We start from the raw sequence: 20,621 nt of genomic DNA, 5'->3' as shown, positions 1-20,621 counted from the left end.
CACCCCCCCCCCCCCCCCCCCCCCCCCCCCCCCCCCCCCCCCCCCCCCTCCCCCCCCCTCCTCCCCCCCCCCCCCCCCCCCCCCCCCCCCCCCCCCCCCCACCACCGGCTCATCACTCGGTGATGATCTGGAGTCAGCCGATCGCGCAGGAGGCGCCGTTGAACCGGAAGGCGGAGGGGTTGGCGTCACTGCTGGACCAGGTGGCCTTGAAGCCCCACTGGACGCTGCCGCCCTGCGGGACGGTGGCGTTGTAGGACACGTTCCCGGCGTTGACGCTCCGGCCGCTCTGCGACACCGAGGCGTTCCAGGTGTCGGTGATGCCGTTGTCGCCGGGGAAGTCGAAGCCGAGGGACCAGCCGTTGACCTGGCCCAGGCCGTTGTTGACGACGGTGACGGAGCCGACCATGACGCCCTGCCACTCGTTCTTGTTGTAGACGACCCGGCAGGCGGCGCTGGTCGGGTGCATCCGGACGACCGTGATGCCGTAGGCGGGCACGGTCTGGGTGGTCGGACTGCCGGACTGGGCCGTGCCGATCCCGTGGGCGTTCTTGAGGTAGGAGTGGACGGTCGGGGTGGCGGAGGACGGGGTGAACCCGGTGTAGGAGAGGTTCACCGTGGCGTCGTTGTTCGGGTCCTTGTTGATCAGCATGACGGCCACGTCGCCGTCGGCGCGGCGGACGGCGTGCGCGGTGAGCAGCGAGGACGAGCTGGCGGCCTTGACCAGGGTGTCCCCGGGCGCGCCGAGCCTGCTGATCATCTGGATGCCGTAGTAGGCGGGGAAGGGCGTGTTGGCGGCGGGCTCGCAGGGGGAGCCGCTGGAGACCATGCCGCCGTCGTTGTAGTCGGTGGCGCCCTCGACGGTGGTCACCTTCGTGCAGTCGGTGCCGTTGCGCAGGTCCCACCAGTCCACGTTGAACGCGCCGTTCTCCAGCCAGGTGAGGTAGTTGTCCGGGGCGAACAGCCCGTTGGGGGAGGTGTCGAGGTAGGCCTGGGCGTTCGCCTCGGTCACCGCGATGCCGACGTTGGGGGCGTTGGATCCGGCGTACTGGTTGATCAGCGAGCGTACGGCGCCGGTGATGCCGGCGTTCTGGGCCTGCGGCTTGGTGAGCAGGTCGGCCGGGCTGGTGCTGGTGGGGTAGGCGTGCACGATGGCGAAGTCGATCTTCGAGCCGGCGATCGACAGGACGGTGTGGTTCCAGTCCATGGTGTCGCCCGGGCCGACCATGCGGTCCGGCCAGTAGCCGGGGGTGGTCAGCACGGCACCGATCTTGACGCTCGGGTCGGCCGACTTCATCGCCGAGACGAACTGGAGCACGTTGTTCGCGTAGGTCGTGGCGCTCTTGCTGCTGTGGGTGTCGTGCTCCCACGTGGCGCCGTACTCGCCGTTGCCGTAGACCTCGTTGCCGATCTCCCAGTACTTGATGCCGTAGCCCTTGGTGACGTTGGCGTACCGGACCCAGGCGGCGGCCTCCTGGGGGGTGCCCGAGCCGTAGTTGGCGGTGATGATCGGCTGCGCTCCGGCGGCGCGCACGGTGCCCATGAAGGCGTCGAAGCCGGTGTTCGGAGCGACGTACGAACCGTCGTCGGTGGTGCCGGTCTGCCAGTGGTAGGCGTCGGAGTGGCTGCCGCCGGGGTAGCGGACGGTGTTGATGCCGGCCGTGCTGAGCAGGCCCGGGGTGGCGGCGGCGTTCATGGCGGCGTCGTAGACCGGGATGTTCACGCCGACGCCGGTGGCGGGAACGGTGGCGAGCTGCAGGGCGGCGTCGACCGACACCGACACGGTGCTCGCGGTGACGGCGGGCGGTGCGGCGGCGGCGTGCGGCGCCACGGCGGCGATCGCGCCGGTGGCCGCGAGCGCCAGGGCCGCCGCGGCGGCTATGAGGCGTTCATGACACGAGCGGACTGGCGATTTCATTGCGTCCTTCCAGTTGGGTGAGGGTGCGTGGTGTTCGAGTGGGGGAAACGAACTCCCGCGATCTGGACGGCAGAGGCCCGGTGCGGCTGCCTGGGTCGGGCCCGGACGCGAAGCGTGTTCCGTGCGGATGCGGGCCGGCGCGGTGGGCCGCGCGCGGACACCTGGGGCATCGTCAACTCCTCTCGATCGGACTCCTGGTGAGGCGCAGCAGGACGGCGGACGGGGCCGCCGGCAGGATCACAGTGAGTTCGGCGGTGTCCGGGTGCCAGGTGGCGCGGGCCTGGCTGGACGCCGGGTAGAGCACCTCGACGCGGACCTCGGCGCCCGCCAGGTGGGGCAGGCCGAGGTCCCTGGTGGTCTGCTCGCCGGAGCGCCGCCAGACGGTGAGGTAGGTGGTGGCGGGGGTGTGCAGGGCCAGGGCGATCCACGGGTCCTCCCAGCCCGGGAGCCCGAGCGGCCAGGCGGGCAGCGCCTGCGGCAGGTCGGCGCGGATCGACTTGTGGACGGTCACCGCTTCACGGACCAGGTTCCTTGTCTCCGGCGAGAGTTCGGAGATCCGCCCGGAGAGGTGGATGCGGCCGAGGAGCGCGTTGGCCATGGTCAGGGCGACCTCGTCGGGGGAGTCCTCGGGCAGCGGGTAGGCCCAGACGGCGCCCTGCTCGGGCGTGACGGCGGTGGGGGCCGACGCCGCGATCGGCGCGTAGCGCAGCAGGTCCTGCTGGTCGCTGGTGGACTGCAGCTGGAGCCGGGAGAGCAGGGCGTGGTCCATCCGCATGCCGCCGGAGGCGCAGTTCTCGATCACCAGGTCCGGGTGCCGGTCCAGGATGCCGTCGAGCCAGTCGAGTTGGGCCCGGTTGTGGCCGAGCAGGCCGGCCGCCGGTGCCTCTCCCGGGTGGCTGCTGGTGCCGGAGCCCGGGTCGGTGTTGTGGTCGAGCTTCAGGTAGCCGACGCCCCACTCGCCGACCAGGCGGTCCACCACGCGGTCCAGGTGAGCGCGGGCGGCGGGGTGCCGCAGGTCCAGGTGGTACCGGCCGCCGCCCTCCTCGACGCGCCGTCCGTCGCGGCGGAAGAACGCCTCTTCCGGCAGGGATCCGGAGACCGGGCTGTTCACCCCGACCGCCTCCGGCTCCAGCCACAGGCCGGGGACCATGCCCCGCTCCCGGATCCGGTCCAGGACCTCGTGGATCCCCTTCGGCCCGGGGAAGCGGGAGGCCGACGGCTCCCAGGCGCCGACGGAGCTCCACCAGTTGCCGCCGTCGTCGTACCAGCCGGCGTCGATGACGAAGTACTCCGCGCCGGCCTCGGCGGCGGCGTCGACCAGGGGCAGCAGCTTCGCGGTGGTCGGGTCGCCCATCAGGCAGTTCATGTAGTCGTTGAAGATCACCGGCAGCCGCCGGTGGTCGGGGTGCGGGCGGCGGGTGGCGCGGCGGTAACGGGTGAGGCCGGCGAAGGCGACGTCGGGGCCGCCGCTCGGGGCCAGGGCGAGCGCCACGGGCACGGTACGGAACTCGGCGCCCGGCTCCAGGGGGTGGCGCCAGCCGTGGTCGGCGTCGGTCGGCCCGTGCAGCGCCGCGTAGGCGGTGTCGTCGCGGACCCCGCACTCCCAGCGCCAGCCGCCGCCGTTGTGCTCGATCTGCCACAGCCAGGTGCGGCCGGACTCCCGGTCCGTCAGCCCGCCCATCGGCAGGTGGCCGCAGCCGGACCACACGCCCTGTCCGGCCACGACGCGGGTGCTGCGGCCGGAGGTGGTGGGGAAGCGGCCGCCCCGTTCGGGCGAGGACACGCGCAGCGGCTGGCGCTGCCAGCGGCATTCGGCGAACCACTCGTTCTCCGCCCACAGCAGGTCGGCGTTGTCCAGATCCACCGGGTCGCCCCCGGTGAGGCAGCCCGCCACGAGCGAGGCGACCGATTCCAGGTGCAGCGTCGTCGTCCCTTCGTTGCGCAGCAGCACCTCGCTGCGCAGCACGGGCAGGCCGGCCGGGGAGCGGTAGACCGCCTCGGCGGTCAGGCCGGTCTCCGGGTCATGGAGTTCGACGGTGAGCACGTGCCAGTCGCCGCCCCGGGTCGCCCGGTGCGCGCGGTGGCGCAGGCGCCCGCCGAGAACCGTGTTGACGAGGTGCCGGCCCGACCAGTAGCGGCCGAGATCGGCGGTCGTCACCTCCACCAGCGGCAGCGGTGCGGCGGGGCGGGGGGCGGTGGTCTTCTCGCCGGGGGCACCGACACGGGTCAGGCGCGGGGTGTCGTGCTCGCCCAGGGCGATCTCCAGCTCCAGGGCGTCGTGGCCCCAGCGAATCGTCTCGTGCGGGTCGCTCATGGTGGCCTTCCTCGATGAGGCGGAGAGACTTAGTGAGCGTTCACAATGCGCGCAGGACGGCGCAGCCGCCGGCGGGCAGCCGGCTCACGGTGCCGCCGGTGAGCAGGTCGTGGCCGGGCCGCGGCAGCGGGGCGGGCTCGGTGCGGTGGTTGATCAGGACGTGCCAGGCGCGGCCGTCTGGGGCGTGCCGGGTGACGGCTTCGACGCCGGCCGGCAGGCCGGGCAGGTCGGGGCCGACCCCGGCCTCCGTGAGCAGCCGGCCGACCAGGGCGGTGTAGGCCGCGTCGTCGAGGCGGGTGGAGAGGTACCAGCCGTGGCCGGAGCCGAAGGCGTGCCGGGTGAGCGCCGGGCTGCCGGCGAGCATGCCGTGGGTGTAGGCGGCGAGCGCCTCGGCGCCTTCGGTGCGCAGGGACTCGCTCCAGGAGGAGCCCGTCGAGCCGTCGGAGAGCGTGACCTCCTCGCCCTGCCGCAGCGGGCGGTGCTCCTCGACGCGGAGGCCCAGGGCCTCGCGCAGCGGTGCGGCCGGGTAGCCGCCGAGCCGGGCGTGCAGGCGCTCGTCGACGATGCCGCCGAAGTGCTGGACGAGCAGGGTGCCGCCGTCGGCGACGTGGCGGCGCAGGTTCTCGGCGCCCGCGTCGGTGAGCAGGAACAGGGAGGGGGCGAGGACGACCCGGTAGCGGCTCAGGTCGTGCTCGGGGTGGGCGAAGTCGACCGTCAGCCCGGCGTCCCACAGCGCCCGGTGGGCGCGGCGCAGCGCGGGGTGGTAGCCGAGCTCGGCGGACGGGAGGCCGTCGACGGTCATCGCCCACCAGGCGTCGGAGTCGTGCAGCACGGCGACGTCGGCCCGGACGGTGGAGCCGGCGAGTTCGCCGAGCCGGGCGACGGCCTCGCCGGTCGCCGTGACCTCGCGGAAGGTCCGGCTGTCGGGCCCGGCGTGCGGGACCATCGCCGAGTGCCACGTTTCGGCGCCGGCCCGGGACTGGCGCCACTGGAAGAACAGGGCACCCTCCGAGCCGCGGGCGATGTGGGCGAGCGAATGGCGAAGGATGTCGCCCGGCTCCTTGGGGAGGATGCGGTCGCCCGCGTAGACGGTGTTGGTGCCCGATTCCATCAGCAGCCAGGGGGCGCCGCCGGCGAACGAACGGGCCCGGTCGGCGTCGAAGGCGGCGTGGGCGGCGGCGTCGACGCCGGGTGCGCCGGGGTAGTGGTCGATGGAGACCAGGTCGACCTCGCGGCCGAACGCCCACAGGTCCAGGTTCTGGTAGTCGGGCACCATGAGGTTGGTCGTCACCGGCCGGTCGCTGTGGGCGCGGATCGCGTCGCGCTGCTCGCGGTAGGCGGCGAGGGTCTCGTCGGACCAGAAGCGCTTGTAGTCCAGGACTTGGCCGGGGTTGTGGTGCCACTGGCTGGTGCGGGGCGGGATGATCTGCTCCCACGAGGTGTAGTGCTGGCTCCAGAAGGCCGTTCCCCAGGCTTCGTTGAGGGCGTCCAGGGAGCCGTGGCGGGTGCGCAGCCAGACGCGGAAGGCGGCGGCGGTGTGGTCGCAGAAACAGAGGGTGACGTACTCGTTGTGGACGTGCCACAGGGCGAGTGCGGGGTGGTCGCCGTAGCGTTCGGCGAGGGCGGTGGCGATGCGGCGGGCGGCCTGGCGGTAGGCGGGGGAGGTGAGGCAGTAGGTGTCCCGGCTGCCGTGGGTCAGGCGGGTGCCGTCGGGGCCGACGGGCAGGGCGTCCGGGTGGGCCAGGGAGAACCAGGGCGGCGGGGAGGCGGTGGGGGTGGCCAGGTCGACGGCGACGCCGGCCGCGTGCAGCCGGTCGAGGTGGGCGTCGAGCCAGTCGAAGTCGTAACGGCCCTCCTCGGGCTCCATCAGGGCCCAGGAGAAGACGCCCACGGTGGCGAGGTTGACGCGCGCCCGGCGCATCAGCTCGTCGTCCTCCTTCCACACCTCGGCGTCCCACTGTTCGGGGTTGTAGTCCCCGCCGTAGGCGAGACCGCCGAGGCGGTCGGTGAGCCGGCGGATGTCCATCGGGGAACCGTCCTTCGGGTAGGGGTGTCAACTGCGGCGCGGGGCCGGGGCGGTGCTTTCGCGGACCACCAGGTCCGGCGGCATCAGGACGAGCCGGTGCTCCGGCTCCCGGCCGGCGGCCGCGGCGGCGATCCTCGCCATGACCTGGTCGACGGCGACCTGCCCGAGGTCCTTCCTCGGTCCGGTCACCGAGCTGAGCCGGGGGGCGTGCTGCTCGGCCATCGTGTCGGGGCAGATGGCGAGGACGGAGGCGTCCTCCGGGACGGTCCGTCCGCTGGCGCGCAGCAGGCTGAGCAGCGGGCCGATCGCCGCCTCGTTCTGCACGACGAACCCCGTGGTGTCGGGCCGGTCCGCGAGTATGCGGGCCAGGGTGCCGGCGGTGCTCTCGTACGTGCCCTCGCAGGGCCGGTGGAGGAATCGCAGGCCGCGCCGCTCGGCGCGGGCGCGGAAGCCGTTCAGGGTGCGCTCGGCGTAGCCGGCGTGCCGCCGGTAGACGCCGCTGCTGTAGCCGATGAAGGCGACGTCGCGGTGTCCGAGGTCGGCGAGGTGGTCGGCGCACAGGGCGCCGGCGGTGGCGAAGTCGTGGTCGACGCAGGAGAGTCCGCTGGGGTCGTCGGGCAGGCCGATGAGGGCGGCCGGGATGTCCTGGGCGCGCAGCACCGGTATGCGGTCGTCGTCGAGGCGGACGTCCATGAGGATGACGCCGTCGGCGAGTCCGGTGGCGGCGACGCGGCGGACGCCTTCGGGGCCTTCGTCGTTGGTGAGCAGCAGGACGTCGTAGCCGTGTTCGCGGGCCGCGACGGTGACGGCGATGGCGATCTCCATCATCGTGGGCACGTGCACCTCGGGGTTGAGCGGCACGACGAGGGCGATGATGTGTGAGCGCTTGCCGGCCAGGGCCCGGGCGCCCGCGTTGGGGTGGTAGCCGAGGTCCGTGATGGCCCGTTCGATGCGGGTCCTGGTCTCGTCGGAGATCGGGCGCTTGCCGCTGAGGGCGTAGCTGACCGTGCTCGACGAGACGCCGGCGTGCCTGGCCACATCGGCGAGTGTCACCATCGCGCTGCTTCCTTCGTGTCGGTTCCGTTGAGGGCGTGTTCCCGGTCCGGTCCCCGGTCCGGCCGGGGCGCGCCGGACCGGTGCGGGCGGCTCAGCCCTTGATCGCTCCGGTGAGGACACCGGTGCGCAGGTGCTTCTGCACGAACGGGTACACGATCACCAGTGGTACCAGGGTGAGGACCACGACCGCCATCTGCAGCGACAGCGGGGCGGTTTGCACACTGGTGTTCCCGAAGCCCGAATTGACCGAACCGGGCAGGCCGTTCGCCCGGTTGACGTAGGTGAGCAACACGTACTGGAGCGGCCACTTCTCACTGTCCGTCGGCATGTAGAGCATCACGTTGAAGAAGGAGTTCCAGTACCCGACGGCGTAGAACAGCGCGGTGACGGCGGTGACGGCGCGTGAGGTGGGCAGCACGACGGACCACAGGATCCGCCAGTGCCCGGCTCCGTCCATCCGGGCCGCGTCGATCAGTTCGGAGGAGGTCTCCTGGTAGAAGGCGCGCAGCACCAGGATGTTGAAGACGGAGACGGCGCTCGGCAGGATCAGCGCCCACCACTGGCCGTAGCCACCGAGGCCGGTGACGACCAGGAAGCTCGGGATCAGGCCGCCGCCGACGAACATCGTGGTGATCAGCAGCAGCAGGACGAAGCGCTGCCCGAACGACCGGGGCCGGGAGAGGCCGTAGGCACACAGGATGGAGACGGCCATGGACACGGCGGTGCCGACCACGGTGATGCCCAGGCTCACGCCCAGCGCGGTGACGATCGTCGGATCGCCGAGCATCTGGCGGTACGTCTCAGTGGTCAGGCCGTCCGGCCAGATCACCAGGCCGCCGGCCCGGTTGATGGCACCGGGGGTGGAGAAGCTGGTCAGGACGATGATCCAGAGCGGGACCAGGATGACGGCGAGCGTCCCGCCGAGCGTAAGGCCCTTGGCGGCCTGGCCGACGGCGGTGGGCGGCTCGTCCCAGGGCGGGCGGGTGGAGCGGGCCCGGCGGCGGGCGGCTGCTGTGGCGGTGCGGCGCTTCTCGCCCCGCGAACCCATGGTGAGTGCGTTCGTCATCGGATGCCTCCAAGGAAACGCCGGCCTTCAGGCCGGGGAGGAATTGGGCCGCCCGCGCAGCGGGGCAGGGTCGGCGATTCTCCGTCAAGGCGGACCGTTGTCCACCAACTGCCCACAGGTCGTCACAAGGATGGGTGTTAGCGTGTGATACGTGACGACCACTCACGTGAAGCGGGCTTTCAAGTTCCGCTTCTATCCGACCGATGCGCAGGCGGCCGAGCTGTCGCGCACGTTCGGGTGCGTGAGGCTCGTGTACAAAGCGCTGGCCGCCCGGTCCGAGGCGTGGACGATGCGTCAGGAGCGGGTGAACTACAACGCCACCTCGGCCATGCTGACCGAGTGGAAGAAGACCGAGGAACTGTCGTTCCTCTCCGAGGTCTCCTCCGTTCCGTTGCAGCAGGCCCTTCGGCATCTGCAAGGGGCGTTCTCCAACTTCTGGCTGAAGCGGGCGAAGTATCCGACGTTCAAGTCGAAGAAGAAGTCCCGCAAGTCCGCCGAGTACACCACCAGTGCGTTCCGCTACCGGGATGGTCGGCTCACGCTGGCCAAGATGACGGAGCCTCTGGACATCGTGTGGTCCCGGCCGCTCCCCGAGGGGCGGTCGCCGTCCACGGTGACCGTGTCGCAGGACAGCGCGGGCCGGTGGTTCGTCTCCCTTCTGTGCGATGACCGGCCGTCGATGCCGGCGCCCATCCATGCGGCGGTGGGCATCGACGCCGGGATCACCAGCCTGGTGACGCTCTCCACCGGGGAGAAGGTCACCAATCCGAAGCACGAGCGCGCCGACCGGGAACGCCTGGCCAGGGCCCAGCGGGAACATGCCCGCAAGGCCAAGGGCTCGGCCAACCGGGAGAAGGCCCGCAGGAAGGTCGCCCGCGTCCACGCGAAGATTGCCGACCGGCGCAGGGACTTCCTGCACAAGCTCACCACCCGACTCGTCCGTGAAAACCAAACGGTCGTGATCGAGGATCTGACGGTCCGCAACATGCTCAAGAACCGCAAGCTGGCCCGCGCGATCAGCGACGCGAGCTGGTCCGAGATGCGGTCGATGCTGGAGTACAAGGCAGACTGGTACGGGCGCGAGATGATCACCGTTGACCGGTGGTTCCCCTCCTCTGGGCTGTGCTCGGCCTGCGGCACCCTGCACGGCAGGATGCCGCTCAACGTCCGCGAGTGGACGTGTGACTGCGGGACGGCCCACGACCGGGACGTCAACGCAGCTCGCAACATTCTGGCCGCCGGGCTGGCGGTTACAGCCTGTGGAGACGGTGTAAGACCTCAACGGAGCACTCCGGGCGGGCAGTCGTCAGTGAAGCAGGAAGTCGTCCCACCGCAGCGCACACGCGCAGCGGCTCAGCCGCGAGGCTGAGGGGAATCCCCCTCGTTCACGAGGGGGAGGATGTCAATTGCGGTACAGCCCGTCCTCGCCGAAGGCGTGCGCCAGCTTGTTGGCACCCCAGATGAGCAGCAGCGAGACCACGCTCTTGAAGAGCCCGGCCGCCGCGCCGTAGCTGTAACCGCCGGTGGCGATGCCGTAGTAGAAGGAGAAGGAGTCCAGGACGTCCGCGGCCTCGTGGCCGACGGCGTCGCGCTGGACCAGGAACTGCTCGAACCCGACGGACAGGGCGTTGCCGAGCCGCAGGACCAGCATCAGCACGATCACCCCGCGCAGGCCCGGCAGCGTGATGTGCCACATCCGCCGCAGCCGCCCGGCGCCGTCGGCGGCCGCGGCCTCGTACAGCTCGCTGTTGATCGCGCTCAGCGCAGCGAGGAAGACGATGATGCCCCAGCCCGCCTCCTTCCAGATCGCCTGCGAGGTGACCAGCAGGGCGAAGGTGTGCGGGTTGGTCATGATGTCCCAGGTGCCGATGTCGTGCTGGCGCAGGAACTGATTGAGCATGCCGGCGCCGCCGAGCATCTGCTGGAAGATCGTGACCGCCAGCACCCACGAGAAGAAGTGCGGCAGGTAGACGACGGACTGGAAGAAGTTGCGGACCCGCTCGCTGATCACCGAGTTGAGCAGCAGAGCCAGGGCGATGGGGACCGGGAAGAAGAGGATCAGCTGGACGAAGCTGAGGTACAGCGTGTTCTGCAGCGAGGCCCAGAAGGCCGGGTCGCCGAACAACTGCTGGAACTGGTCGAAGCCCACCCATTCGCTGTGCCAGACCCCGACCAGCGGGTCGTACTCCTGGAAGGCGGTGACGATGCCGAACAGCGGGACGTAGTTGAACACCAGGAGCAGGACGACCGCTGGCACCGTCATCAGCAGGAGGGACTTGTCGCGCCGCAGCCTGGTCCGCCAGTTGAGCCGCGCGGGGCCGGCAGGCTGCTTCGGGGCCGCGGTGCTCACTGGCCGGTGCCGTACTTGTCGAGGACGTTGTCGGTCATCCACTGCTTGAGCCGCTCCCCGGGGCCGTTGCGCCAGCTGGCGATGGCGTCCTGCAACTCGGAGACCTTCTTCTTGCCGTGGTAGCAGTCCTTGAGGGTGTCGTTGACGTTCTGCGCGGCCGATGCCGAGGCGATGGCCTGCGGCATGCTGAGGTTCATGCCCCAGAAGGGCGGCTTGGTGAGGTACTTGACGTTGGCGGCCGACCAGCTCGCGAAGTCCTTGGTGATCTGCTCGCCGCCCGGGTTGCTGAGCACGGAGCCGGAAGCGGCCAGGAACTGGTAGGTCGTCACCTGGACGTCCTTCTTCCCCTCCTCCGTGAAGGTCGGCATGCCGTTCACCCGGGTGTGGTGGACGCCCTCGACACCGAAGTTGACCATGGTGTACTCCGCGGTGCCGTAGGGGGCGGCGAGGTAGTTCGCGACGGCGAGCAGTTCCTGGATCTGCTCCGGCTTCAGACGGGCGTTGAGGTAGCTGATCATGCTGGCGGCGGCACCCATGTAGATCACCGGCGTGCCCTTGCCGTCGGCGGTGATGGCGTTGAAGGCGCCGCGGCGGTAGTTCGGGTCGGCGGCGGTGCCGGACTGGTGGTCGGCCAGGTTCCACGCGCCCAGTCCGCCGCCCCCGATGAGCGTCTTGCCGCTGTAGAAGCGGGTGGAGCTGTTGGCGACGTCACCGGCGAGCGCGTCCGGGTGCATCGAGCCCGAGGTGGCCAGGCGGTAGTGCCAGTCGATGGCCTCCAGGAACTCCTGGGTCTCGAACGGGTGGACCAGCTTGCCGTTGTCGATCCGCCAGTTCATGGGGACGTTCCAGGAGAACTGGAGGTAGGTCCACACGTCGTCGAAGGCCCACACGCCCCGCTTGGCCTCGGTCAGTTCCTTGCCGAGGTTCATCAGGTCGTCGGCGGACTTCACCTGGTCGGCGGTGATGCCCCGGGCCTCCAGGATGTCCCGGCGGTAGAAGGTGGCGCCGGGGATGCCGAAGCTGGTGGAGAAGCAGGGGATCCCGTAGAGCCTGTCGCTCCAGACGCCGTGCTGCCAGGCGCCGGTGGGCAGGGCGGCCAGGTTGGGGTACTTCTTGATGTTGTCGCCGGACAGGTAGGGGGTCAGGTCCGCGAGCTGGGTGCCGGCCAGCCCACCGGTGTTGAAGTTGCTGCTCATCCAGGCCGGCAGGTTGATCCAGTCCGGGAGCTTCTTGGCGGCGGTCATCGTCGGGATGATGGTGTTGTAGTTGATCCCGTCCGTCGGCTTGACGGTCAGGTCGACTCCGAGTGCCTTGTTCATCGCCTGGTAGAAGGAGTTGCCGACCGGTGGGGCCGTGCCCCACAGCGGGGTGATCGCCGTGTAGCTGCCGCCCTTGCCCGGGACGCCGGAGACGCTGGTGGGCGGGGAGGCCGGGTAGGAGAGGTAGGCCGGGTCGGTCGCGGCGTCGCCCGTGCCCTGCACGGGGGCTATGTCCGGCTTGACCGCGTTGGCGTTGGGCACGTAGGTCGGCAGGGCGGCCTTGAGGCCCTCCCCGGTGTTCGCCCCGGCCTTCTTGTCCGAGCCGCCGCCGCAGGCGGACAGCAGGGGTGCCATCGCGGCGGCTCCCGCGACCGTGGCGGCGGTGGTGAGGAAGCTCCTGCGGTTCAACCCGGATCTCATGATGGCGTGGCCCTCTCCGTCGAAGCGTTGAAGCATCAAAGCGCCGAAGCATCGAAGCGTCGAAGCGCTTGGATGTTTCGGCGAGACTAACGACGCGTTACCAGTTGGGCAAGAGGCTGAACAAATCCAAAATCGTTTGCGCTCTGGGGAGTTGACAGTCCTATCGGAGCATGCCAGCGTCGAAACGCTTCGATCATCCGGTCGCCGAGCCGAGCCCGCCCGAAGGGTGTTCCACGTGAGTTCCGTGTCCGCTGCCGGCCTGCCCGGCTTCCGCAATCCCACGCTCGCCCTGCGGGAGCGTGTCGACGATCTGCTCCGGCGGCTCACGCCCGACGAGCGGCTCGCGATGCTGCACCAGTACGCGCCGGCGGTGCCGCGACTGGGCGTCGGCCCCTTCCGCACCGGCAGCGAGGGCCTTCACGGCGTCTCGTGGCTCGGTGCGGCGACGGTGTTCCCGCAGGCCGTCGGCCTGGGCGCCAGCTGGGACGAGGAGTTGGTGCGCCGGGTCTCCGAGGCGGTCTCCACCGAGCTGCGGGCCTTCCACTACCACCGCCCGCCGGCCGTCGGCAGCACCGAGCGCGGGCCGAACTCCTTGCAGTCCTGGGCTCCGGTGCTCAACCTGCTGCGCGACCCGCGCTGGGGGCGCAACGAGGAGGGCTACTCCGAGGACCCGGTGCACACCGCGCGCATCGGAGAGGCGTTCTGCCGCGGTCTGACCGGCGATCGCCCGGACTACCTGCGGGCCGCCCCGGTGCTCAAGCACTTCCTCGCCTACAACAACGAGGACGACCGCTGCACCACCTCCTCCGCCCTGCGTCCGCGCGTGCTCCAGGAGTACGACCTCGCCGCCTTCCGGCCCGTCATCGCCTCGGGCGCCGCGACCGGCGCGATGGCCGCTTACAACCTGGTCAACGGCCGCCCCTGCCACGTGAGTCCGCTGATCGAGACGGAGCTGCGCCGCTGGGCCCGGCCGACCGGGCACGAGCTGTTCGTGGTCAGCGACGCCGAGGCCCCCTCCAACCTGGTCGACCCGGAGCACTACTTCGACGACCACGCCGAGTCCCACGCGGCCGCGCTCAAGGCCGGCATCGACAGCTTCACCGACCGCGGCGAGGACACGGAGACCGTGGTCGGCCGGCTGCGCGAGGCGCTGGAACGCGGCCTGATCGAGGAAGCCGACGTGGACCGCGCCGTCCGCCGCCAGCTCGAAGTGCGCTTCCGTCTCGGCGAGTTCGACCCCGAGCTGGACCCGTACGCCGCCATCGGCCCGGAGGTGATCGACTGCGCCGAGCACCGCGCGCTGGCCCGGCAGGCCGCGACCGAGTCGGCCGTCCTGCTCAAGAACGACGGCCTGCTGCCGCTCGACCCCGCCCGCACGCCGCGGATCGCCGTCATCGGCCCGCTCGCCGACGTGCTCCTCGAGGACTGGTACAGCGGCACCATGCCGTACCGGGTCGGCCTGGCCACCGGCCTCGCCGCGGCCCTCGCCCCGCACGGCGGCGAGATCGTCCGGGTGGAGGGCTGCGACCGGATCGCCCTGCGCTCGCGCACCACCGGTGACCTGCTCGGCAAGACCTCCTTCGACGTGACCGACTGGGGCGGCGGCGCCTCCACCCTGCGCGCCGTCGACACCGGCCGCTATCTGACCCTCCACGACGACGAGGGCCTGGCCGCCGACCAGGACGTCATCAAGGCCTGGTTCGTCAAGGAGACCTTCCGGTTCGAACCGGCCGGCGAGGACACCGTGCTGCTGCGCAACGTGTTCACCGGCCGCTACGCCGCCGTGGATCCGACCGACGGCCGGGTGACGGTCACCGCCGAGACGCCGGACGCCGCCGAGCGCTGGCAGCGCGAGCTGCTGCGCGACGGCCGCGCCGAGGCGCGCGAGGCCGCCGCGACGGCGGACGCCGCCGTCGTCGTCCTCGGCAACCACCCGATGATCAACGGCCGCGAGACCGAGGACCGCGCCGACATCCGCCTGCCCGAGGGCCAGGAGGACCTGCTGCGCGCCGTCGCCGAAGCCCGCCCGCAGACGGCACTGATCGTGATGAGCAGCTACCCCTACGCCGTCGACTGGGCCGACGAGCACCTGCCCGCCGTGGTGTGGACCTCCCACGGCGGGCAGGAAACAGGACACGCGCTGGCCGCCGTGCTGCTCGGCGAGGCCGAGCCCACCGGTCGGCTGCCGCAGACCTGGTACCGGGGCGACGACCCGCTGCCCGCCCCGCTCGACTACGACATCATCAAGGCCGGCTGGACCTACCAGTACCACCAGGGCGCCGCCCTCTACCCCTTCGGCCACGGGCTGTCCTACACCGACATCGCCTACCGCGACCCGCGCCTGTCGCAGCCGTCGATCGGCCCGGACGGCGCGGTCGACCTCACCGTCACCGTGGAGAACCGCGGCCGGCGATCCGGTGGCGACGTCGTCCAGGTCTACGTCCGGGCCCTGGACGCCCGCTACGCGGCGCCCCGGCTGCGCCTGGCCGACTTCCGCAAGGTCCGCCTGGAGCCGGGGGAGACCCGCGCACTGACGTTCCGGCTGCCGGCCGAGCGGTTCGCCCATTGGGACGTCGCCACGGGCGCCTTCGCCGTCGACCCCGGCGACTACGAGGTCGTCGTGGCGCGGTCGGCCGAGAACGAGGTCCTCGTCACGCCGCTCACCGTGACCGGGGCGGCGCCCGCTGCCCGCGCCGTCGTCGGACGGACCGTCCGGGCCGTCGACTTCGACGACCACACGGACATCACCATCGTCGACGCCACCCGTGCCGACGGCGACGCCGTCACTCCCACCGACCCCCGGCAGCCCGCCGCGCTCCTGTTCCGCGCCTCCGATGTGACGGGGGCGGTCCGGGTCGAGGTCGAGACCGCCCGCGCGGACGACGCGAACGGCGCTGCCCGACTGGAGGTCCGGGCCGGCGGGCGGCTGCTGGCCGACATCGACGTGCCCGTGACCGGCGACCGCTACGCCTGGACGAGCACCACCGCCGAACTCGCCGCCCCACTCGACGGCGTGCAGGACGTGAGCCTGACCCTGCACGGCGACTTCCGGCTCTCCGTCTTCCGCTTCGCCGCAGCCGGCTGACGCCGGCGCCCCACAGACCGGCGGTCCGTCCGGAGGGGAGACGGGCCGCCACCCGTTCCAGCCCGACTCACCGCCCGGGCGATCCCGCCCGCCACACGGGCCCCGACCCGCAGTCACCAGCCGCCCGGAGGCGGCCCGGATGTCCCTGCTCACACCCCACCACGTGACCTCGAACTCGCAGCACCCGGAGGAATCCCCCATGCCCGTCACCGACTTCGGTGCCGACGAACTCGCCGGCTACCGGCCCGAGTCGATCGCCCCGCAGGACTTCGACGAGTTCTGGCAGCGCACCCTCGCCGAGGCCCGCTCGCACGGCGGTGCGGTCAAGGCCGAACGCGTCACCGCGCAGTCCGGACTGCGCACCGTCGAGGTCGACGACGTGCGCTTCCCCGGCTGGAACGGCGAGCCGGTGGCCGCCTGGTTGCTGCGCCCGCGCGGCGTGGACGGGCCGCTGCCCGTGGTCGTCGGTTACCAGGGGTACAGCGGTGGTCGCGGGCTGCCCACCGAGCACCTGTTCTGGTCCGCCGCCGGCTACGCCCAGCTCGTCGTCGACAGCCGGGGCCAGGGCCACGACACCCCGGACCGGGGTACGGGCGACGGCACCCAGTGGGTCGGGGGCTTCATGACCAAGGGCATCGACTCCCCCGAGAACCACTACTACCGGCGGCTGATGACCGACTGCGTGCGCGCCGTCGACGCCGTCGCGCAGCTGCCCGGTCTCGACGCCGACCGGATCGTCGTGGCCGGCGGCAGCCAGGGCGGCGGCCTGTCCCTCGCCGTCGCCGGGCTCAGCGGGGACCGGGTGGCCGCCGTGATGCCGGACGTCCCCTTCCTGTGCCACTACCGCGAGGGCGCGCAGACCTCTCTGGACGGCCCGTACCAGGAGCTCGTCAGCTACCTGCGCTGGCACAGCCGGGAGCGCGTGCAGCCGACCTTCGCCACCCTCGCGTACTTCGACGGTGTCCACTTCGCCCAGCGGGCCACCGCTCCGGCCCTGTTCAGCGTCGGCCTGATGGACCCGGTCTGCCCGCCCCGGACGGTCTACGCCGCCTTCAACCACTACGCGGGCGAGGACCGCACCATGACGGTGTGGCCGTTCGCCGACCACGCCGGCGGCTGCGGCTCCAACCCGCCCGTCCAGCTGGCCTGGCTGCGCGAGCGCGGGCTGGCGCCGGAGCTGTGAGCACCGTGCCCTCCGGCGTCAACCTCGACCGCCTCCACCCCGCCTCCGGCCGGTCCGAGGACCTCGCCGCACTGCGCCGCGCCGAGGTCCTGCACAACGAGGTCTGGACCGAGCCGCTGTTCACCGGCCGCTACCCCGAGCACGAGGACGAGACCTGGCCGGGGCTCGCGGACGACCCGTGGCGACGGCCCGGCGACCTCGTACTGATCGGCGAGCCGCTGGACTTCGTCGGCATCAACTTCTACCGGCCGGTCACCATCGCGGCCGCCCCGCACCGCGAGGCCGACCCGGAACGGCGCACCGCCACGGACATCGGCGTCAGCGAACCGAACCCGTACGGCACCCGGCTCACCACCATGGGCCGGCCGGTCGTCCCGTCCGCGTTCACCGAGCTGCTCACCGGGCTGCACGCCCGCTACCCGCGGCTCCCGCCGATCTGGATCACCGAGAACGGCTCCGCCGAGGCCGACAGCGTCGCCCCCGACGGCCGGGTGCACGACGCGGAACGGATCGACTACCTGGCCGGCCACCTCGCCGCCGTCGCCGACGCCGTCGCGGCCGGGGTTGACGTGCGCGGCTACTACCTCTGGTCCCTGCTGGACAACTTCGAGTGGGCCCGCGGCTACGCGCAGCGCTTCGGCCTGGTCCACGTCGACTACGCAACCCTGACCCGCACGCCCAAGGACAGCTACCACTGGTACCGGGGCCTGATCACCGCGCACCGCGCGCGGACGGAGGAACGTGCACGATGAAGTTCACCGACGGCTACTGGCTGATGCGCCCGGGCGTCACCGCGCGCTACGCCACCGAGGTCGCCGACGTCCGCACCGGCGAGGACCGGATGACCCTCTACGCGCCCGTGAAGCACGTGCGCGGCCGTGGTGACACGCTCAACAGCCCGCTGCTGACCGTGGAGTGCTGGTCCCCCGCCGAGGGCGTGATCGGCGTGCGCACCACCCACCACGCGGGGTCGGTGCGCAGCGGGCCCGAGTTCGCGCTGCCCGGGGCCGAGGCGGGCGCCGGGAAGGTGCGCCGCGACGGCGACGTCGTGGAGCTCTGCGCCGGCGAACTGACGCTGCGGGTGGACACCTCCACGCCGTGGCAGCTGGAGTTCACCGCCGGAGGGCGGGTCCTGACCACGGTGGGGGAGCGCGGCACCGGCTTCGTCACCGACGCCGACGGCCGCCACCACCTGCTCGGACAACTCGCCCTGGGCGTCGGCGAACTGGTCTACGGCCTGGGGGAGCGGTTCACCCCGTTCGTCCGCAACGGCCAGGTGGTGGACATCTGGCAGGCGGACGGCGGCACCAGCAGCGAACAGGCCTACAAGAACGTCCCGTTCCACCTGACCAACCGGGGCTACGGCGTCTTCGTCAACCACCCCGGCAAGGTCAGCTACGAGGTCGGCTCCGAGTCCGTCGGCCAGGTGCAGTTCAGCGTTGAGGACCAGTCGCTGGAGTACTTCGTCGTCCACGGCCCGAGCCCCAAGGCGATCCTGGAGCGCTACACCGCGCTCACCGGTCGCCCGGCCCTGCCCCCGGCCTGGGCGCTCGGCCTGTGGCTGACCACCTCCTTCACCACCGAGTACGACGAGGCCACCGTCAACCGCTTCGTCGGCGGCATGGCCCAGCGCGGCATCCCGCTGAGCGTGTTCCACTTCGACTGCTTCTGGATGCGTGGGTACCAGTGGAGCGACTTCCGCTGGGACCCGGACACCTTCCCGGACCCGGCCGGCATGCTCGCCAGGCTCAAGGAGCAGGGGCTGCGCATCTGCCTGTGGATCAACCCGTACATCGCGCAGAAGTCGGAGCTGTTCGCCGAGGGCATGCGGGAGGGCTACCTGGTGCGGCGCCCGGACGGCAGCGTCTGGCAGTGGGACCTCTGGCAGCCGGGCATGGCCCTGGTGGACTTCACCAACCCCGCCGCCACCGCCTGGTACACCGACAAGCTACGCGCCCTGCTGGACGTCGGTGTCGACTGCTTCAAGACCGACTTCGGCGAGCGCATCCCCACCGACGTGGTGTGGCACGACGGCTCCGACCCCGAGCGGATGCACAACTTCTACACCCACCTCTACAACCGGGCGGTGTTCGAGCTGCTCCGCGAGGAGCGCGGAGAGGGGGAGGCGATGCTGTTCGCCCGGTCCGCCACCGCGGGCGGGCAGCAGTACCCGGTGCACTGGGGCGGGGACTGCGAGTCGCACTTCAACGCCATGGCGGAGTCGCTGCGCGGGGGCCTGTCCCTCGGCCTGTCCGGCTTCGGCTTCTGGAGCCACGACATCGGCGGCTTCGAGGGCACCCCGACCCCCGCCGTCTTCAAGCGCTGGACCCAGTTCGGCCTGCTCTCCTCGCACAGCCGGCTGCACGGCAGCAAGTCGTACCGGGTGCCGTGGGAGTTCGGTGACGAGGCGGTCGAGGTCACCCGCGAGTTCACCCTGCTCAAGCACCGGCTCGCGCCGTACCTCCAGCGCGCGGCGCAGCAGGCCCACGCCACCGGCGTCCCGGTGATGCGGGCGATGGTGCTGGAGTTCCCGGACGACCCGGCCGCCGCCACGCTCGACCGGCAGTACCTGCTCGGCGACGACCTGCTCGTCGCGCCCGTCTTCACCGAGGACGGCGCGGTCGAGTACTACGTGCCCGAGGGGACGTGGACCAACGTCCTCACGGGCGATCAGGTCACCGGCCCGCGCTGGGTGCGGGAGCGGCACGGCTTCCACACCCTGCCGCTGCTCGCCCGGCCCGATTCCGTCATCCCGTTCGGGGCGGACGACCAGCGCCCGGTCTCCGCCTGGGCCGACGGCGTCGAACTGCGGGTCCACGCCTTCGCGGACGGTGCCGAGCGCACCGTGGTGATCCCGCGCAGCGACGGCCCCGGCGAGACCGCCCGCTTCGACGTGCGCCGCACCGGCGACCGGATCCGGGTGGCCACCGACAGCCCGCACCCCTGGCAGCTGCGGATCGGCGGCCCGGACGGTGCGCTGCACGTCAGCCCCGCGGGCACCCGGGAAGCCGAACTGCCCTACCCGGCCTGAGCCCGGCCCTGACGCGAGGTCACGCGCCACCGAGCCGTGGCGCGTGACCTCGACCCCTTCCTGGAGGGTCCGTCCATGCGCGATGTCTTGACGGTGTCCTGGCGGCTGGCCATAGTGATGCCCGTTGCGGCACGGGAGGTGTCCGTGCCGTCATCACGCGCGCCCCTTCCCGGCCGGGATTGTTAGCGCTAACAAAGCTCAGGCGCCGCCCCTGGACCTGACAGGCGGCAGCCCGAGCCGGGTCCGGTGGCGACGGACGGAGCCGAACCGGACCGCTCACTCCACACCCCACCCAGTGAAGGAGTTCCTCATGATCAAACTGTGGATGCACCGCCTCCGACGGGCGTTCCTGGCGGCCGGCACCACCACCGTGCTTGCCGCCGGCCTGCTCACCGCCACGGCCGGGACCTCGCAGGCGGCCACCCAGGGTCCGTGCGACCTCTACCGCGCCGGTGGCACGCCGTGCGTCGCCGCGCACAGCACCACCCGGGCCCTGTACGGCGCGTACAACGGCCCGCTGTACCAGGTCAGGCGTGCCTCCGACAACGCGACCAGGGACATCGGCCTGCTGAGCGCCGGCGGATACGCCGACGCCGCCGCGCAGGACTCCTTCTGCGCCGGTACCAGCTGCGTCATCACCGTGATCTACGACCAGTCCGGCAAGGGCAACCACCTCACCCAGGCGCCGGGCGGCGGGGCGGCCGGCGGTCCGGACAACCTCGCCAACGCCTTCGAGGCGCCGGTCACCGTCGGCGGGCACAAGGCCTACGGCGTCTACGTCGCCCCCGGGACGGGCTACCGCAACAACAACACCAACGGCATCGCCACCGGCGACCAGCCCGAGGGCATGTACGCCATCTTCGACGGCACGCACTTCAACGGCGGTTGCTGCTTCGACTACGGCAACGCCGAGACC

General features: G+C 71.6%; 13 protein-coding genes. 6 read left to right on the top strand and 7 right to left on the bottom strand.

The window, feature by feature from the left end; translation table 11 throughout:
- Positions 1 to 133 precede the first annotated feature (133 nt).
- The 5 genes from ACZ6NC_RS04755 to ACZ6NC_RS04735 all read right to left on the bottom strand — a co-directional run bounded on the left by ACZ6NC_RS04755 (position 134) and on the right by ACZ6NC_RS04735 (position 8,377).
- A complete protein-coding gene (locus ACZ6NC_RS04755; RefSeq protein ID WP_465728998.1) occupies positions 134 to 1,915 on the bottom strand; it encodes a cellulose binding domain-containing protein in 1,782 nt (593 codons plus the stop codon).
- 172 nt (positions 1,916 to 2,087) lie between these two features.
- Complete coding sequence (locus ACZ6NC_RS04750; protein WP_465728996.1) at positions 2,088 to 4,229, bottom strand: glycoside hydrolase family 36 protein; 2,142 nt, start codon at positions 4,227 to 4,229, stop codon at positions 2,088 to 2,090.
- Between the two features lie 40 nt (positions 4,230 to 4,269).
- Positions 4,270 to 6,255 carry a beta-galactosidase gene (locus ACZ6NC_RS04745; RefSeq protein ID WP_465728994.1) on the bottom strand — a complete coding sequence of 662 codons (1,986 nt, stop codon included), beginning with the start codon at positions 6,253 to 6,255 and terminating at the stop codon, positions 4,270 to 4,272.
- 27 nt (positions 6,256 to 6,282) lie between these two features.
- The gene (locus ACZ6NC_RS04740; protein WP_465728992.1) at positions 6,283 to 7,311 is read right to left on the bottom strand and encodes a LacI family DNA-binding transcriptional regulator; all 1,029 of its coding nucleotides are present in this window, start codon (positions 7,309 to 7,311) and stop codon (positions 6,283 to 6,285) included.
- Between the two features lie 91 nt (positions 7,312 to 7,402).
- Positions 7,403 to 8,377, bottom strand: a complete 975-nt coding sequence (locus tag ACZ6NC_RS04735; RefSeq protein ID WP_465728990.1) for a carbohydrate ABC transporter permease — start codon at positions 8,375 to 8,377, stop codon at positions 7,403 to 7,405.
- A 151-nt stretch (positions 8,378 to 8,528) separates the two neighbouring features.
- Between ACZ6NC_RS04735 and ACZ6NC_RS04730 the strand changes: the two genes are divergently transcribed.
- Positions 8,529 to 9,746: an RNA-guided endonuclease InsQ/TnpB family protein gene (locus ACZ6NC_RS04730; RefSeq protein ID WP_465728988.1), complete on the top strand. Its 1,218-nt coding sequence runs from the start codon at positions 8,529 to 8,531 to the stop codon at positions 9,744 to 9,746.
- A 33-nt stretch (positions 9,747 to 9,779) separates the two neighbouring features.
- On the opposite strand, the gene ACZ6NC_RS04725 is transcribed toward ACZ6NC_RS04730, so the two are convergent.
- A complete protein-coding gene (locus ACZ6NC_RS04725) occupies positions 9,780 to 10,769 on the bottom strand; it encodes an ABC transporter permease (protein WP_465728986.1) in 990 nt (329 codons plus the stop codon).
- Positions 10,724 to 12,394: an ABC transporter substrate-binding protein gene (locus ACZ6NC_RS04720; protein WP_465728984.1), complete on the bottom strand. Its 1,671-nt coding sequence runs from the start codon at positions 12,392 to 12,394 to the stop codon at positions 10,724 to 10,726. Before ACZ6NC_RS04720 ends, ACZ6NC_RS04725 begins: the two co-directional genes overlap by 46 nt.
- Before the next feature lie 247 nt (positions 12,395 to 12,641).
- Between ACZ6NC_RS04720 and ACZ6NC_RS04715 the strand changes: the two genes are divergently transcribed.
- The 5 genes from ACZ6NC_RS04715 to ACZ6NC_RS04695 all read left to right on the top strand — a co-directional run.
- Positions 12,642 to 15,491 (top strand): glycoside hydrolase family 3 C-terminal domain-containing protein, encoded by a 2,850-nt coding sequence (locus ACZ6NC_RS04715; RefSeq protein ID WP_465728982.1) that lies wholly within the window; start codon positions 12,642 to 12,644, stop codon positions 15,489 to 15,491.
- Between the two features lie 199 nt (positions 15,492 to 15,690).
- Positions 15,691 to 16,674, top strand: coding sequence for an acetylxylan esterase (locus tag ACZ6NC_RS04710; RefSeq protein WP_465728980.1), 984 nt, complete (start codon positions 15,691 to 15,693; stop codon positions 16,672 to 16,674).
- Complete coding sequence (locus ACZ6NC_RS04705) at positions 16,671 to 17,426, top strand: family 1 glycosylhydrolase (RefSeq protein ID WP_465728978.1); 756 nt, start codon at positions 16,671 to 16,673, stop codon at positions 17,424 to 17,426. Before ACZ6NC_RS04710 ends, ACZ6NC_RS04705 begins: the two co-directional genes overlap by 4 nt.
- Entirely contained in the window at positions 17,423 to 19,705 is a 2,283-nt protein-coding gene (yicI, locus tag ACZ6NC_RS04700; protein ID WP_465728976.1) for an alpha-xylosidase, read from the top strand. Before ACZ6NC_RS04705 ends, yicI begins: the two co-directional genes overlap by 4 nt.
- A 310-nt stretch (positions 19,706 to 20,015) precedes the next feature.
- Positions 20,016 to 20,621 (top strand): arabinofuranosidase catalytic domain-containing protein (locus ACZ6NC_RS04695; protein WP_465728974.1); only part of this gene is annotated, 606 nt, incomplete at its 3' end.

Source organism: Kitasatospora sp. NPDC041988, from assembly GCF_055588525.1.
This window is presented reverse-complemented; position numbering and strand designations above follow the sequence as displayed.

What these genes read in the sequence shown, in the direction of transcription:
- ACZ6NC_RS04740 (WP_465728992.1), bottom strand. Translation starts at nt 7,311, where the DNA reads ATGGTGACACTCGCCGATGTGGCCAGGCACGCCGGCGTCTCGTCGAGC.
- ACZ6NC_RS04710 (WP_465728980.1), top strand. Translation starts at nt 15,691, where the DNA reads ATGCCCGTCACCGACTTCGGTGCCGACGAACTCGCCGGCTACCGGCCC.
- ACZ6NC_RS04755 (WP_465728998.1), bottom strand. Translation starts at nt 1,915, where the DNA reads ATGAAATCGCCAGTCCGCTCGTGTCATGAACGCCTCATAGCCGCCGCG.
- ACZ6NC_RS04745 (WP_465728994.1), bottom strand. Translation starts at nt 6,255, where the DNA reads ATGGACATCCGCCGGCTCACCGACCGCCTCGGCGGTCTCGCCTACGGC.
- ACZ6NC_RS04750 (WP_465728996.1), bottom strand. Translation starts at nt 4,229, where the DNA reads ATGAGCGACCCGCACGAGACGATTCGCTGGGGCCACGACGCCCTGGAG.
- yicI (WP_465728976.1), top strand. Translation starts at nt 17,423, where the DNA reads ATGAAGTTCACCGACGGCTACTGGCTGATGCGCCCGGGCGTCACCGCG.
- ACZ6NC_RS04735 (WP_465728990.1), bottom strand. Translation starts at nt 8,377, where the DNA reads ATGACGAACGCACTCACCATGGGTTCGCGGGGCGAGAAGCGCCGCACC.